Origin of the sequence: Indolivaga macrotermitis (assembly GCF_900128985.1) — a bacterium.
Taxonomy (GTDB): Bacteria; Bacteroidota; Bacteroidia; order Bacteroidales; family Dysgonomonadaceae; genus Dysgonomonas_A; species Dysgonomonas_A macrotermitis.
Genome location: NZ_FQUC01000016.1, coordinates 24,022 through 38,227, shown reverse-complemented (window position 1 = coordinate 38,227; position 14,206 = coordinate 24,022). Strand labels below are relative to the sequence as shown.

At 38.3% G+C, this 14,206-nt stretch carries 17 protein-coding genes; 10 read left to right on the top strand and 7 right to left on the bottom strand.

Annotated features, from left to right (window positions below; translation table 11 throughout):
- Positions 1-122: 122 nt before the first annotated feature.
- Positions 123-245: a hypothetical protein gene (locus tag BUC12_RS20400; RefSeq protein WP_262485552.1), complete on the bottom strand. Its 123-nt coding sequence runs from the start codon at positions 243-245 to the stop codon at positions 123-125.
- Between the two features lie 130 nt (positions 246-375).
- Positions 376-1,167: an SDR family oxidoreductase gene (locus BUC12_RS16610; RefSeq protein WP_062182988.1), complete on the bottom strand. Its 792-nt coding sequence runs from the start codon at positions 1,165-1,167 to the stop codon at positions 376-378.
- 398 nt (positions 1,168-1,565) lie between these two features.
- Here BUC12_RS16610 and BUC12_RS16605 point away from each other — a divergent pair, with 398 nt between their 5' ends.
- Entirely contained in the window at positions 1,566-1,925 is a 360-nt protein-coding gene (locus BUC12_RS16605; RefSeq protein WP_062182985.1) for a hypothetical protein, read from the top strand.
- Between the two features lie 259 nt (positions 1,926-2,184).
- A complete protein-coding gene (locus BUC12_RS16600) occupies positions 2,185-2,370 on the top strand; it encodes a hypothetical protein (protein WP_062182981.1) in 186 nt (61 codons plus the stop codon).
- 72 nt (positions 2,371-2,442) lie between these two features.
- On the opposite strand, the gene BUC12_RS16595 is transcribed toward BUC12_RS16600, so the two are convergent.
- On the bottom strand, positions 2,443-2,811 hold the full coding sequence (locus BUC12_RS16595) for a hypothetical protein (RefSeq protein WP_062182978.1): 369 nt from the start codon (positions 2,809-2,811) through the stop codon (positions 2,443-2,445).
- Complete coding sequence (locus tag BUC12_RS16590; RefSeq protein ID WP_062182975.1) at positions 2,808-3,362, bottom strand: RNA polymerase sigma factor; 555 nt, start codon at positions 3,360-3,362, stop codon at positions 2,808-2,810. The genes BUC12_RS16595 and BUC12_RS16590 overlap by 4 nt, the downstream gene beginning before the upstream one ends.
- A gap of 163 nt (positions 3,363-3,525) precedes the next feature.
- Here BUC12_RS16590 and BUC12_RS16585 point away from each other — a divergent pair, with 163 nt between their 5' ends.
- The 4 genes from BUC12_RS16585 (at position 3,526) to BUC12_RS16570 (ending at position 9,190) form a co-directional block, all read left to right on the top strand.
- Entirely contained in the window at positions 3,526-3,969 is a 444-nt protein-coding gene (locus tag BUC12_RS16585) for a DUF6249 domain-containing protein (RefSeq protein ID WP_062182973.1), read from the top strand.
- A gap of 102 nt (positions 3,970-4,071) precedes the next feature.
- Positions 4,072-6,306: a hypothetical protein gene (locus BUC12_RS16580; RefSeq protein WP_062182970.1), complete on the top strand. Its 2,235-nt coding sequence runs from the start codon at positions 4,072-4,074 to the stop codon at positions 6,304-6,306.
- Positions 6,307-6,320: 14 nt separating this feature from the next.
- The gene (locus BUC12_RS16575; RefSeq protein ID WP_062182968.1) at positions 6,321-7,112 is read left to right on the top strand and encodes a hypothetical protein; all 792 of its coding nucleotides are present in this window, start codon (positions 6,321-6,323) and stop codon (positions 7,110-7,112) included.
- 248 nt (positions 7,113-7,360) lie between these two features.
- On the top strand, positions 7,361-9,190 hold the full coding sequence (locus BUC12_RS16570; RefSeq protein ID WP_062182965.1) for a hypothetical protein: 1,830 nt from the start codon (positions 7,361-7,363) through the stop codon (positions 9,188-9,190).
- A gap of 27 nt (positions 9,191-9,217) precedes the next feature.
- Here BUC12_RS16570 and BUC12_RS16565 read toward each other — a convergent pair whose 3' ends face one another.
- A complete protein-coding gene (locus BUC12_RS16565; protein ID WP_139262099.1) occupies positions 9,218-9,967 on the bottom strand; it encodes a hypothetical protein in 750 nt (249 codons plus the stop codon).
- Between the two features lie 296 nt (positions 9,968-10,263).
- Here BUC12_RS16565 and BUC12_RS16560 point away from each other — a divergent pair, with 296 nt between their 5' ends.
- From BUC12_RS16560 to BUC12_RS16545, 4 genes are all read left to right on the top strand, one after another.
- Positions 10,264-11,457 (top strand): low temperature requirement protein A, encoded by a 1,194-nt coding sequence (locus BUC12_RS16560; protein WP_062182959.1) that lies wholly within the window; start codon positions 10,264-10,266, stop codon positions 11,455-11,457.
- Positions 11,458-11,484: 27 nt separating this feature from the next.
- Entirely contained in the window at positions 11,485-11,781 is a 297-nt protein-coding gene (locus BUC12_RS16555; RefSeq protein WP_062182956.1) for a GNAT family N-acetyltransferase, read from the top strand.
- A 46-nt stretch (positions 11,782-11,827) separates the two neighbouring features.
- Positions 11,828-12,052 (top strand): (4Fe-4S)-binding protein, encoded by a 225-nt coding sequence (locus BUC12_RS16550; RefSeq protein WP_062182953.1) that lies wholly within the window; start codon positions 11,828-11,830, stop codon positions 12,050-12,052.
- A gap of 214 nt (positions 12,053-12,266) precedes the next feature.
- A complete protein-coding gene (locus tag BUC12_RS16545; protein ID WP_062182950.1) occupies positions 12,267-12,764 on the top strand; it encodes an outer membrane protein in 498 nt (165 codons plus the stop codon).
- Between the two features lie 76 nt (positions 12,765-12,840).
- On the opposite strand, the gene BUC12_RS16540 is transcribed toward BUC12_RS16545, so the two are convergent.
- Both BUC12_RS16540 and BUC12_RS16535 read right to left on the bottom strand, forming a co-directional pair.
- Positions 12,841-13,062: a hypothetical protein gene (locus BUC12_RS16540; protein WP_062182947.1), complete on the bottom strand. Its 222-nt coding sequence runs from the start codon at positions 13,060-13,062 to the stop codon at positions 12,841-12,843.
- 15 nt (positions 13,063-13,077) lie between these two features.
- The gene (locus BUC12_RS16535) at positions 13,078-14,172 is read right to left on the bottom strand and encodes a hypothetical protein (protein WP_062182945.1); all 1,095 of its coding nucleotides are present in this window, start codon (positions 14,170-14,172) and stop codon (positions 13,078-13,080) included.
- Between the last annotated feature and the right edge of the window lie 34 nt (positions 14,173-14,206).

Genomic DNA, 14,206 nt, shown 5'->3' with positions numbered 1-14,206 from the left:
GTTAAATACAGGCTCAATATTATTTTATATATCGAAACAACCGAAACTCCGGTCTTGCTTACCGTAAGCAATGTAAAATATTCCGTTACTTTTTTATAACTGACTGAAAAGAGAATGGCATCTTAAACAAAACGAAATGCTATTTTCTTTTTTTTCTTCTCCTTGTTCAAATAATATATAACTAATGCTGCCGTACCTGCTGCAACTGCAACCGTAGTTAATGCCAATGCTGTTTTCTTATCCATATTCTTGTCGTATAAATAACAGTAAGTATCTAATCAATATATTATTTGATTATCAAAAAAGTCTCTTTTGGTAAATGTACAAAAAATAATGGATTTATAAAGAATCCCCGCCTGCCAAAATATTACAACACTACATCGAAGGAGTACTTCCTCCGTCAACGGGAAGATTCACACCTGTAATATATGAAGCCTCACGCGAAGCCAGAAATACGATTCCGGCAGCTACCTCTTCGGGTTTACCGATACGTTTCATCGGTATAGACGCTTCGCGCAAAGCTCTTACCTCATCTTCGCTCTTTCCTGTCTTTTGAGCATCGGTAGCAATGATAGATGCAATGCGTTGTGTATCGGTGCTGCCCGGCAATACATTATTAACGGTTATACCAAAAGGAGCAAGCTCTCCGGCCATCGTTTTACTCCACGATGCCATAGCACCACGTATTGTATTAGATACTCCTAAACCGGCTATAGGAACTTTGACCGAAGTGGAAATAATATTAACGATACGCCCCCACTTTTCCTGTTTCATATGAGGAACAACGAGTTGCGTAAATAATTGAGCAGTTATAATATGCTGGGAAAAATAAGACAAAAACTTTTCGGGTTTCTCTCCTAACAATCCAGCCGGAGCAGGCCCTCCTGAATTATTAATAAGTATATCGATATTTTTTCCACCACCAATATATACCGAAAGCTCATTTGTTGCCTTATACGGATCGGCAAGATCCAGCTCCAGATAATCATGTACCTGATTATCCGCTCCTACATATAACTCTTTTACAGCTGTTTCGAGAGACTCTTTGCTTCGGGCAACCAGAGTTACAGATGCACCCGACCGGGCAAATAACTGAGCCGAGGCAAATCCTATGCCCTGAGACCCTCCACAAACGAGCACACGCTTTCCTGATAAATATATGTTCATATCAATACGTATTTAGTATGTCAATTAAAAACACTCTAATTTAGAAGAAAGTTACCAATCCCGGCGTCTTTTTAATAAAGATTAATCAAAAGCTATTCCCTCTCTTTTAGTTCCAATAAAAAACCGGTATTATCACGACATTGACTTTTATTTGACATTAAATATATATTATGTATATATTACAATTCAATTACCAAACGCACAGCCAACAAAAGATAAACAACTAAAAATCAACATAATAAACACAAAAAACAGAAAACAAAAAGGGATTCTTAAAATTAAATAAAATTGATAAATCGAACGGATATCTTTTTCTTTCAGATATTTATTCTATTTTTGTAGCTAACATATAGCTATTAGGCTTGTAATTTTTCATCAAAAACAAACAATTCCGAACAATGAAAAAAATTTTTTTAATGCTTACTGTAGCTGCATTTACAGCTTCGTTTGTAGCTTGCGATTCTAAAAAAAGTGAAACAGGTGCTTCTGACCAAGATTCTACTAATGTAGAAGTTGTCACTCCTGCTGCTGAAGGAGATGCTTTAGCAAAATACACCGAATTGGTAGAAAAAGCTGTAGCTTTATATCCTAAAGTAAAAACCGGAGATGCTTCCGCAGTTCAAGAGTATACTAAAGTAGCTCAAGACATTGCAAACATGTCACAAGATCTTCAAAAAGAGTTGGCTAACATGACTCCTGAACAAGCTGCTAAGTTTGCGGAAATCAGCAAAAAATTCGCTGATGCTGCTGCTCAATAATTTAGAGAGTTCTAAAAACTTCATATAAAAGAGGTATCCTATTTACGGATACCTTTTTTATTATTCAAATAATAAGCCTATTATATAGTAATTCTGACAGTAGAATGAATGTTTGAGGTAGATTTTTGAACATTTCGGAAAAGTATGCACATAAATATGTAAATCATTTGCAAATCTTTGCGCATGTTGTGATTTTTTATATTACATTTGCACTCGAAAAGATAATTATTTACAATTTTTCGTCAAAACAGAAGGTAAAATGAAAAAAGTATTATTGTTCGCAGCAGTTGCTGCATTCTCAGCATCATTTGTTGCTTGTAACGGTGGTTCTAAACCTGCAGAAGAAGTTGCTCCTGCTGATACAGTAGTTGCTCCTGCTCCTGTTGTAGAAACTCCAGTAGACACTGCTGTTGTTGATTCTGCTGCTGTAGCTCCTCAAAACTAATCTTGAGGTCAACAAGAAAAAAGAGAACTCTTTAGGTGGTCCTAAAGAGTTTTATTTTTTTATAGAGATTCTTTAATGCTGTTTTTTCTTCAGACGAGTACGCATCAGCGTATCCCCGATTAGCAAAACTAATACCGAAAAGCCCATCAATATCCACAAAGGGTCTATTTGCATATCCGGAAGTTTAATCGAATAGTTATAATCCGCAAGATTTATTCCCGATAGCCTGAACACAACAACCGGAAGGGCAATAATGGCTAGTACTCCGCCAATCATAGCCAACACATTATATATAGCGTTCCGAAGAGATCTTTTCTTCTGCTTTTCGGCAGCAACAATATTTATTTGTTGCATCAGTCTGTTCTCGAATCCTTTTGAGGGTTCGGTAAAGCTCATCTCATTGAATAAGCCTTTAAGCTTGTCATCTTCCTGCTTTTTCATTCCGATATGAGTTTATTTATTTCAAAGTTCATAAATTTTCGGATACGGTGCAACTTCACCTTCACATTCGATACCCCCAGCCCGGTGATTACACTGATATCCTGTACCGAATGGTCATTCAGGTAAAACAACGATATCAGCAACGCATCCTCAGGCGGCAACATATTTAATACTTCGTCGAGATACCGTAGCCGTTCTTCGGTACTAATATCATCTATCGCATCCGATAATACCTCCTCACCTACTGCCGACAGATGATCTTCGAACGAAGTATGTATACTTTTATTCTTCCTTATCTCCGATATGGCAGTATTATAAGCAATCCGGTACAGCCATGTCGAAAATCCGGCATCACCCCTGAATTTATCGAGCGACTGAAATACTTTAATAAATATTTCCTGTGTTATATCCTCGGCATCATTCGTATTATTGACTATTTTAGCGACTATTGTAAATATCATCCGCTGATAGCGGCGTACCAGATATACAAAAGCATTAGTATCGCCTCCACGTATCAGGTTGATATAATATATGTCGTCTAACTCGGCCATAACAATATGACGCAGGCTGGTAGCATCGGTTACAAAAATAAAAATAAATTTATCATAGAAATTACCTATTAAAAAAAAATCACATGCATTTGTAACCTATCAGGAAACTTACCGTCAAAATAAGCAAACGAATGAATGTTTCACTTTTTAATACATAAATAATATGGAAATTCTTATTCCTCTAATAGTAGTACCGGTTTCAATTTTAGGCATATACCGTATATTCGAACTATACGCACGCCGAAAAGAACGTATAATGCTTATCGAGAAAATGCAATTCAATGCTAATAATGATCTTAATTTGTCGAATAATCTCAATCTGCCCATTCTGGGAGGCTTCAATACAAAAGTATCGTCATCGTGGCCTCTGCGCGCCAGCCTGCTGATGATAGGTCTCGGACTCGGGCTGATCGTCGCCTTTATTCTGGAATCGACCGTTACTGCATCTATGATGCCCGAATTTGCCAACTACGAATACAATGTACAGCACAATATAACAAATACAGTATCGGTCATTTACTTTGCCTGTGTCTCCTTGTTCGGCGGGTTGGGTTTGCTAGTTGCCTATTTCATAGAACAAGCTAAAGAGAATAAGCAAAAAGGCTGAATATCTTAATTTAGTTACCCTCACCACATTTTAAGAGCACCCTCTAACAGGGTGCTCTTTTCTTATTCTGTGCTTTTTATCTATAAAATAAAGATTAAAGCTATGGGATATTATTCTAATAAACAGATTGCCAAAATTACCGAGCCGAAAGAACTCACTCTGTCGGGCAATCCCAATTTCATTACAATAGAGAGTGTTAATGATACATCCGGTGATATTTTCTTCTCTGCGCAGATATCATGCAAAAATCTGGCGATGGGTGCAATACCCGATTATATTCCGGCAGACAGGCTCGAAGCACTAATCCGGACAGCATCTACTTTCACTATCAGACTGAAAGAAAGCAACACATCTTACACATTTCAGGGAACATATGACAAAACAGCTGTCAATAACTCGACATTTTACATAGCAAAACAGGGAGATATAATAGACAACTCCGATATTGTGCTGTCCGAAACACAGGCACTTGGAATTACAGCGCAGAACATAAGAACCTGCCTGCTAGCAAATTCATTCCTGCGGAACAATTATGAAATAAATATCATAAGCACCATATTTAGTGAAGAACTCATCTGCGACAATAGTTATGTAACCATAAAAGGGAAAGGTAAAGGGCCTCAATACAATTTCGATATAGAACTAGCGGAATTTGACGAGCCGCTCACATTGTTCGATAACGAAACATGGTTTATCACAGCAACTTTCACCGGATACCCCGACTCACTGATGCAAAACGATTTGTTCGGATATTCGTACCGTAGTCCCGACGATAGATACAGTATAGGAACATTCACGGGTGTTTATCTCGAAGAAACCGAACGTTATCCCGGAAGTGTATACGTTGTAAGACCACAGGACAACGGACTTACAATGGAAGAATGCAGGCAGGAGACTCTGAAAAACCTCGGAGAAACATTAAACAACAACGAGTATTTCAACATTTTCTACTCTGCAACTTATGACGAGACAAACAAGTATCTGGTATTAATCCGTAAAGCAGATACTCTGGATTATACCATCGCATTAAGCCTGAATCCGGTTTTCGGGACTTTGACCAATGGCAACAGACTAGTCGTAGATGTCAACCTCGAAACAAAAATAACCTACGCAACATCATCTGATTCTATTGACGGAGGTAAAGGCAACTATCGTATAGACCTCGATATCTATGAGAATACAAAAACTTTTTTGGGGAATAGCAAAGGAGAACTCTGTAACGAAGGGAATTACCTCACTACCCTGTCGAAAGCCTATTCGGGACAACCACTGTGGTTCGACCTCAATACACTGATGAATAAAAGAGCCGGATACTCACCTAATTTTCTTGACAATGACAATACCTGGGCCGATACCGGAACAATTTCTTCGTACAGATTTGTAGCCAAACGATCGGGCGAAGGCAGCAACCTCTCTGTTTACTATTCTTATCCTTTATATGTATTGAAAGGATACGACGCCTTGTTAAAAGACTCCGATATGGAACAGCCTGATAACGAATGGCATTATTATGCTATGAATTTCAGTCAGAAATTCAATGAGGCTTCCTTCGATACGGGAAAGGCACTGACCACAATGCAAAGCCGTACCCATATCAAAGGACAGGAACAGTATTTCAACTTTATAGCCCTTAACATCAATAAAGGGCCATACCTGACTGTAAATCCACCCCGTACGCTTCCTACATTCTGCCTGCATTACAAACTGTATACCCAATCAGGAAACTTTATCACGGAATATACTTCGCACGAGATGAATGAAAAAGAGTTTTACTCGGTCAACACTGCACGGCTCGATCTCGACCGTTTTCTGCCAACTGCCCCTAATCAGGCAGGAACAGAACGCCCCGTCGGACGCATAGACGTTTGTTTATCGGTATCGCATTATGACGAGAATTACAATATAAACATTCCGTTGACACCTGTTAGTGCTCCCCTAACCTTCCGTATTCTGCCCGAAAACCTACATACGGTAAATAACTTTGCTTTTCTGAACCGTTTAGGAGGATGGGATACCATGAATTTCGGAGGAACGGCATCCACCGATTTCAAAACCACGGCATCCACCATTTTCAAGACATTACAACCACAGGCAAAGCCTTACGCCGAAGTAGAGTCCGTCGTTGCGCGGTCGGTTCAGGAGCAAATCGTTGCCCAAACTTCTCCCGTTACATACGAGGTTGTAGAATGGCTCCGGCAAATGAGCGCATCGCCTGCCGTATACGAATTACGGACGAAACGCTATATCGTCGTGGACGAGATGAACCTGAAATACAATACGACGGACGACCTCTTCCAGATAGAAATGAAATACCATTACACCGATTCCTCTAAATAAATATACATTTGATAATGACTAACATAGAATTATATATCAATAACCGACTATGCGATATCCGCAATGCCGAAAATCTCGGTATCAGACTCAACCGTGTACTGATAAACCCTGTCGAGCTGAATACCAAAGATGCTCAGTACAGCTATTCGGTCACCATTCCTTCGTCGGCAACCAACGATGCCATTTTCGGTTTTGCCAATGTGGAGGAGACCAAAGACAAGTTTAACCACGACCACTCGGCACTGTTGTATGTAGACAGTATACTCGTTTTCGACGGGCGTTTCAGGTTGAGCGAAATCGACACCGACGGCAATTATAAAGGTAACCTGCTGATACCTGCAAAGAAAACCATCAAGGAAATATTAGGCGATACAAAAATGAATGAGCTGAAAACCAACTGGAAAATCAAATTCAACGAGATGGTAGCTAGCCTCAACTATTGGAATACGAAAGAAGGAACACCAGAATGTATCTTCCCGTACGTATTATACGGGCTTCTGCCCAAAGTTCCGAAAGATTCCAGTGGTAATTATTCCGACAAAACCCTGTGGGACGATACAGTCAGGCTGGGTATCGAAGACTTTCCGCCGTCTATCAACTGTATGCAGACAATTACGAAGATATTCGAATCGCTGAAAGACGATAAAGGGAAACCTGTAGGGATTGGAGGAACTGCCTTCGACGATCCCCGGTTGACCAACCTGTATATGTCATACAGCAATCCGACCGATTATGTGCAGGACTGGAACTGGGGCGATCTGGGAAAAGTACATATAAAGGGCAACTATCAAAGTATAAGAAATTAGAAACGCCGGATAAGAGGATATTTGAACGAAGTATTTATGATACAGATATAGACAACGACCATTTTCATACTGTAGACCTATTTAGTTGCAATAATACCCGTTTCGATGAAATATCAGATAGTGGCACTAATACCCAATACTTCGAGGTTACAGATACTTCGGATAGCAATTATATAAAAAAGAACTTACAAATATTGATTCCCCAAAGTGGTCTATATAAAGTTAAATTACGAGCAAATATCCAGCTTATGAGCGGAGAAAGCAAATCGGACTATTACGATAAAACAGAAAAACGAAAATGGTTAAATACAGGGGACCAAGATACTTTTTCTGACAAATTACTCGGTATCCACCTGCCTACCGTTAGTGTCAATACAAATAATTTTGAACGAAAAAGGCATGAAATACAAGTAATAAGAGACTTTGCAGATGACGATTTCGGATTTGACAATAAACTGATTGCCGGCTTTTATGACAAGCCTAATCTACCTCAGGATAATGTTTACAATAATAATGACCCTGAAAACTACCCTATATGGCATCCGCAAAGATACAATCCGATGATAATAGACCCTTCAGCCGAAGAGCGCCTGATAAACGGACTCCATTTTGGCAGGACAAACAGAAGCGGAACAAATGACCTGAATCCGGCTGAGATTAATTTTCCATTCAATACCATGTTTATAAAAAACGGTTTTTCATGGGATAAGACTTTCAGCCAGAAAACTAAAATACACTCAGCGTACCACAATCCTTATCTTTATCATTGGAATGGATCAGTAGACGAAGACCCGGAAAACGAAGAAGAGTCTGATACCGTTACCATAAAGTATGATCTAAAAGAAAAGTACAATACTGTAATAACAGGTATACCCGAAGAAGACCTATCATACATACAAGCCTCCGAACCTGATGATATTGTCACAGGCGAAGGTCAAGCCACATCTATAATCTGGTTGGAAAAAGGTGAACGAATTACCGTTTGTTGGGTTTCAGAATCCGGAGATAAACGAACTTCATTTTTCCGTCAAAGTTTAGCACAAGGCCCTATTGCTGTCGAAAACATGGATTTCGAACTGACAATCGAACCTTTCCGCACCGACGTAGAGTGGATAACCATAGATAACAACGGGGAAGGCACCGCACCGATGGACTGGAATGCTCCTTCCAACTTTCAACGTGAAGAAATAGACCTGATCAAATTCCTGCCTTCGGAACAAAAGGTAGACGAGTGGCTCGATAACTTTTGTAAAGCATTCAATCTGCAGCTTACACAGGACGACGAAGGTAACTTCGAACTGAATGTAAAGCAAAAGCAAGTACAAAGCCATTCTGATTCGGCAATAGACTTAGACAAAAAAGCAAGTATTACAGGACGTAGCAACCAGCCACTGGGATTACCTGCTGTCTTTGATCTCGGCTTTAAAATCAATGAAGAGGAACGTGGGTTTGTAGATTCAAAAAAACAATATACTGAAGGTAATAATGGAGGAGGTAAAATAGAAACAGGCAGTATAGATGGTTCTACGATTTCACAAACATCCAGTTTTTCATACAATTGGTTCAAAAATATAGATCAGGAAGATAGTAATAGAAAACAAACCCTAAAAGTACCTTTAATATCTAATCACGAAATATGGCTAGGAGACCCCTCTGATTATAAAGAAATGGTAAGTAAAGTATATACCAATTATGCTCAACGTTTCTGGTATATAAACCAAGAAGGAATATATGATCTGGGACCTATTTGGAAAACAGAGACAACACCTCTGAATGACGATAAAGCGTTGAACTTATATATACCTCAATTGACAGATACTCTATCAGAAGAAAGCACTCTTACTCTAAATTATAAAAACCAGAAAAACAGCATCTTACATACCTACTTCAATGTATTAGCTACAAATGATAGTAATTATACCGAAATTGAATGTTATCTCACCCCCGATGAATACGAAAGATTGGATGGAACCGCACTGGTAAAATTAAATAACGACTTATATTATATTGCTTCCATAGAAGGATACGACCCGATAGGAATAAATAAAACTAAGCTAAAACTTATTCGCAAATTATAAAAAGAATAGCCCTGATTAGGGCTATTTTTATTTTACTCGTTTATATGTTAATGGTACACCTTTATTGGGCAACATTAGTTGCAAAATTAATGTCTTATTGTCTTCTATCTTATATTTATAAATAGAATTCTTATCTATCATTCTTATACCAGTGCCATTAATTATATACTTCGTATTGATGGTATTACGCCCATCTGTCCATTGAAAATTATCTGAAAAAGTCTCCACTCCAGTAGAAAGTGTTGGTTCTCCATCAATATGAGTCAAATCCCATACCCCAATAATCGGATTATACTTTCCTTGATATTGAGCATAATGGGGATCGCTAGGATCATTCCAGTCACCATCCCATTCCCATTTAGTACTGACATATGCTTTGTATTTAAACACATTGCCCGAATAAGTAAGAGTCAGCACACCATTACTGATAGAATAAGTATATACCAACCCACTTATCTGTAACGATTTATCATTGATCTTATAAGCAGCACTCGAACCATACGAAAGGTCTTCATCATCATCGGGTTTTACGGTCGAAACAGACATAGTGCGGCTATCGCTAAACTTTGCCACATAAAAGTCGGAATACTCCGAACCGTTTTGCTCGTACAGTTGCCATTCGCCCGCAATGGGATTGTATTTCCCTTGATATTGAGAATAATGCGAATCATTGGGATCGTTCCAGTCCACAAAGGCCGTTTCCGTACCATTGTCATTATCGCTACTACATGCAGTGAAAAGAAAAACAGAAAGTAAAATGTAAAAGATATTTTTCATGCCAGTCATATTGTGCTGTTTCGTATGCCAAAGATAAGGAAAAGATTGTTAAAAATATTACTCTCTCCATTTTTCGGGTCTTCATTCCTTTTTAGTGTTTTTTGAAAACACAGCGGATACTTTCATTATTTATCCCTTCGTTGCATCCGCCGATACACTATTTTCGCTTATTTTCCCATACAATCACAGATTGAAGATTATTTAAAACAGCCTGATTTTAGGTTCATATTTTTGAACAAATAGGAAATCAAACCGTTATTAAAATAACCAACATCTACCGGACATATCTCAAACTTATGGCACACGCGTCCTATTCTTCGCATTCGCTGCTCCGCAAACGGGGAGAAGGAATCGCAAGCGTTTCTTTCTCCGAATTACTTTTCGACCTGATCTATGTATTTGCAGTAACGCAATTATCGCATTATTTCCTGCATCACCTCGATCTCACAGGCTTTTTGCAAAGTACGGTACTATGGTTCGCGGTCTGGCTAGGTTGGCAGCATACTACATGGATGACAAACTGGTTCGATCCTAATATCCGCAGTATACGGGGTATCCTGTTTATGCTGATGATACTCGGATTACTCGTTGCGGCAGCCTTACCCGAAGCTTTCGGCGAAAGGGGATGGATATTCGCTCTCTGTTATGTCATTATTCAGGTGGGGCGTACAGCAGCCATTTTGTTTATGCTGGGGCGGAAACACCAATTGACACCCAATTATACGCGCATATTCGGTTGGTTTGTTATTTCAGCTATATTCTGGATCGCCGGAGCATTTCAGGAACCCGAAATGCGTTTGATTTTATGGGCTATAGCCGTTCTGTGCGATTATACAGCACCGATGTTCGGCTTTTATTTACCATTCTTAGGAAAATCAGACCCGGCAAAAGACTGGACAATAGACGGGCATCATCTCGCCGAGAGAAGCCAGTTATTTGTTATTATAGCTTTCGGCGAAACAATCCTGATGTCCGGAGCCTCGTTAAGCGAAATAGAGGTATGGACTGCTCCGGTTGTCATGGCAGCAATAATATCGTTCCTCAGCAGTCTGGCAATGTGGTGGATATATTTTGACTCAAGCAGCGAAGCCGGAGCCAAAAAGATCATGAAAGTAGATAACCCCGGACTACTGGGGCTGAAATACCATTCCATCCATGTTATTCTGGTGGGAGCTTTGATACTTTGTGCAGTTGGCGACGAACTCGTTGTCAATCATCCGTTAGGACATATGACAGGAGGAGCCATATTTGTAGTAATAGTTGGTCCTATCATCTATCTGATTGCAAATATGGTATATAAGTGGTTTACATGCCGTATCATAGCTAAATCGCATATAATAGCAATTGTTTCATTAGCGATACTGATCGTAGTGAGTCCTCATCTTAATCTGATTATAGCCAATGCTTTGTCTGTATCCATATTGGTTTTTATCAGTATTTATGAAGTTATTGACCCGAAAAAGCATAAACCGGAAGAAGAACCGGAATAGATTATAAACTAAAAAACTTTTTGAACAATGGAAAATTACGAATTAATTAACAACACCGACGAGAAACAATACGAGTTTCATGTAGGTAAATATCTGGCAAAAATAGAGTATATAAAAACGGACACAGGCGAAATATACCTTACACATACCGAAGTGCCTACCGCCCTCGAAGGACAGGGAATAGGAAGCCAGCTTGTAGAAAAAGTACTGACTGATATAGAGAATAATCAGTTACGGCTTATCCCTCTTTGCCCCTTTGTCGCAGGATATATCAAAAAGCATCCCGACTGGAGACGTATTGTTATAAGAGCCGTCAACCTGTAATGCGTAACAAACTATAGAAATAAGATCAATTTATAACCGACTTACAATGGAAAAGAAAATCGAATACACCAATGGTGAACTCACCGTTATATGGAAACCTGAGCTCTGCCAGCATGCCGGTATTTGTGTAAAGATGCTGCCGGATGTATATCATCCCAAAGACAGGCCTTGGGTAAAACCTGAAAATGCCACGACAGAGCAATTGATTGCACAGATAAGCCAATGCCCCTCAGGCGCTTTGAGCTATAGGTTGAACAAGGATAAACCTTGATGCCTTGTCAAAATAGAGCATCATAAAAACGATCTATCCACAGCATTTACAAAATAGAACAAATTAACGCAAATAACGGTATCCAATGACCGAATATGCATACGCGACTGAACAATTTGCTGTGTTTTCAGTTAATTTAGTATGGGCATCGGTATTATGTTAAATTTATTTACTTAGATTTGCCCCTTGAATTGGATCATAAATTTTATGCAATATGAAAAAATTATTACTCGGCGTAGCTTTATTAGCTAGTACATTAGGAGTGTTCGCTCAATCAGAAAAAGGAGAGAAATCAATTATCGGACATGTAGGTGTTGAATCTAACCCCGGACGTTTCCTTATCGGAGCTCAGGGTCGTTATGTCATTGCAGACCATATCCGTATTGCTCCCGATGCATCATTTATTTTTCCAAAAGATAAAGTTACAGGCTTAGATATTAACTTAAATGCACATTATGTATTTGATGTTGACAATCAAGTATCTGTTTATCCTTTGGCTGGTATCGCTATGCAGAATGCCCGCTATTCGGGACATAAGGTCGATGGAGTAACAGTAACTTCATCAGACAGCTTTACTAACTGGGGATTCAATTTGGGTGCAGGTGGTAGCTATAACCTAAGCGGTAACACTTTCCTTAATCTGGAAATGAAATATACTTTCAGTGATGCCGACTGCTTTACATTTGCTTTCGGTTACGGAATCAAATTCTAAGAGAAAAGTAAAAACAAAAATAAAAAACGAAGACTGAGATTTCAGTCTTCGTTTTTTATTTTACAGAAATATTTTTTTATTCCTCCTCATCGTCATATCTGTCCAGTTCGTTTTCATAGAAAACAAAAGCCTGCTCGATTAAGCTATCAAGAGCCTGGTCATTTTCGTCCGAACCATCCAAAATTTCGTATTCCTCCGAATCTACATCCAGAATAAAGCGTGGTTTTTCGGTATGTACTACATACGTATTTTCGGGATAATCGTCATTATCAGCAATTAAAAATTTGGGTAATTTCATGTGATTGATATTTTATTATTTAAAATAATGGTAAACGCTTGCATTTTCCGGAACAGGAATAAATTCCCCTGTAAGATGGTCTATATTCATAGGGATAGGATCATCTAAATTCAATTCAGATAGTTCAGATTCCATATTTAATGAAAAGGCTTCTCTAAATTTAGATTGTTTTTTCCTTTTCATATTCTTAATTACCACTCCCCATGTCTCATAGAAATCACATCTGTCAACAGTATAATTATTTACAAATTGCCATTCGCCATCCTTTTTAAATAAAGGATTATAGCATTCATAATTCGCAATATACGGAACACCATCAACAACTATTGCATATATCTCTGTTTTATCTGTCCTGATTTCTTTTCCCGAATTAATATCAGTTGCATTAAAAGAAAGGATTAAATCTTTATCCTTCCGGATATTTGCAAAGATACATCCAACTGGTTCTTGATTGGCAAACTCTGCAAAATTTCTATAAATCCCATCCTTGAGTTTACCTGCTTTATATAAATTAATAGAAGATTTTTCAAATAAAGCAATATTATCAATATCAGTTTTCGAGTAAAAGAGTGTTGTATCGGATTCTGTATTCATACTTTTATCGATATGACTAAAAATTAAAGATGATGTAACGGACAGAAGATTCTTAGTCGGATCTAAGCTTTTGATTTTCACAATCGTGTCAACACTATTTATGGGATAATACCGTCCATCTTTATTTTCGTACAAGTTGAAGCGAAGATGACAAAAGCCTCTGGGTTCATTCAGCTTTCTATTATTCAATTCACTAAAATACAATCGCCGTAGCTGAAAGACTAAGGTTCTTTTACCTGATTTATCATCTGAAATTATTGATTTCATGATATTCTTCAATTGGATGTCAAAAGAAGGATTTTCTACCATAAATCGATAATTTTCATTTCCGAAGCCATCTCTCGTAAATCCCAAATATTCATTAAATGTCCGGCTATCAATATACTCAATCTGTGCGTAAAGTGAATTGGTCTTTTTAGTATAATTTTCAGGAATATCAATAGAGAAAGCTTTGGGTTGAGCCAAAGTAACTAGAGTAAAAATAAAATGCAACGGGATAAAAAACAAAATCTTCATAGAACTTTTCATAGAATAAATACAAGAACAAAGA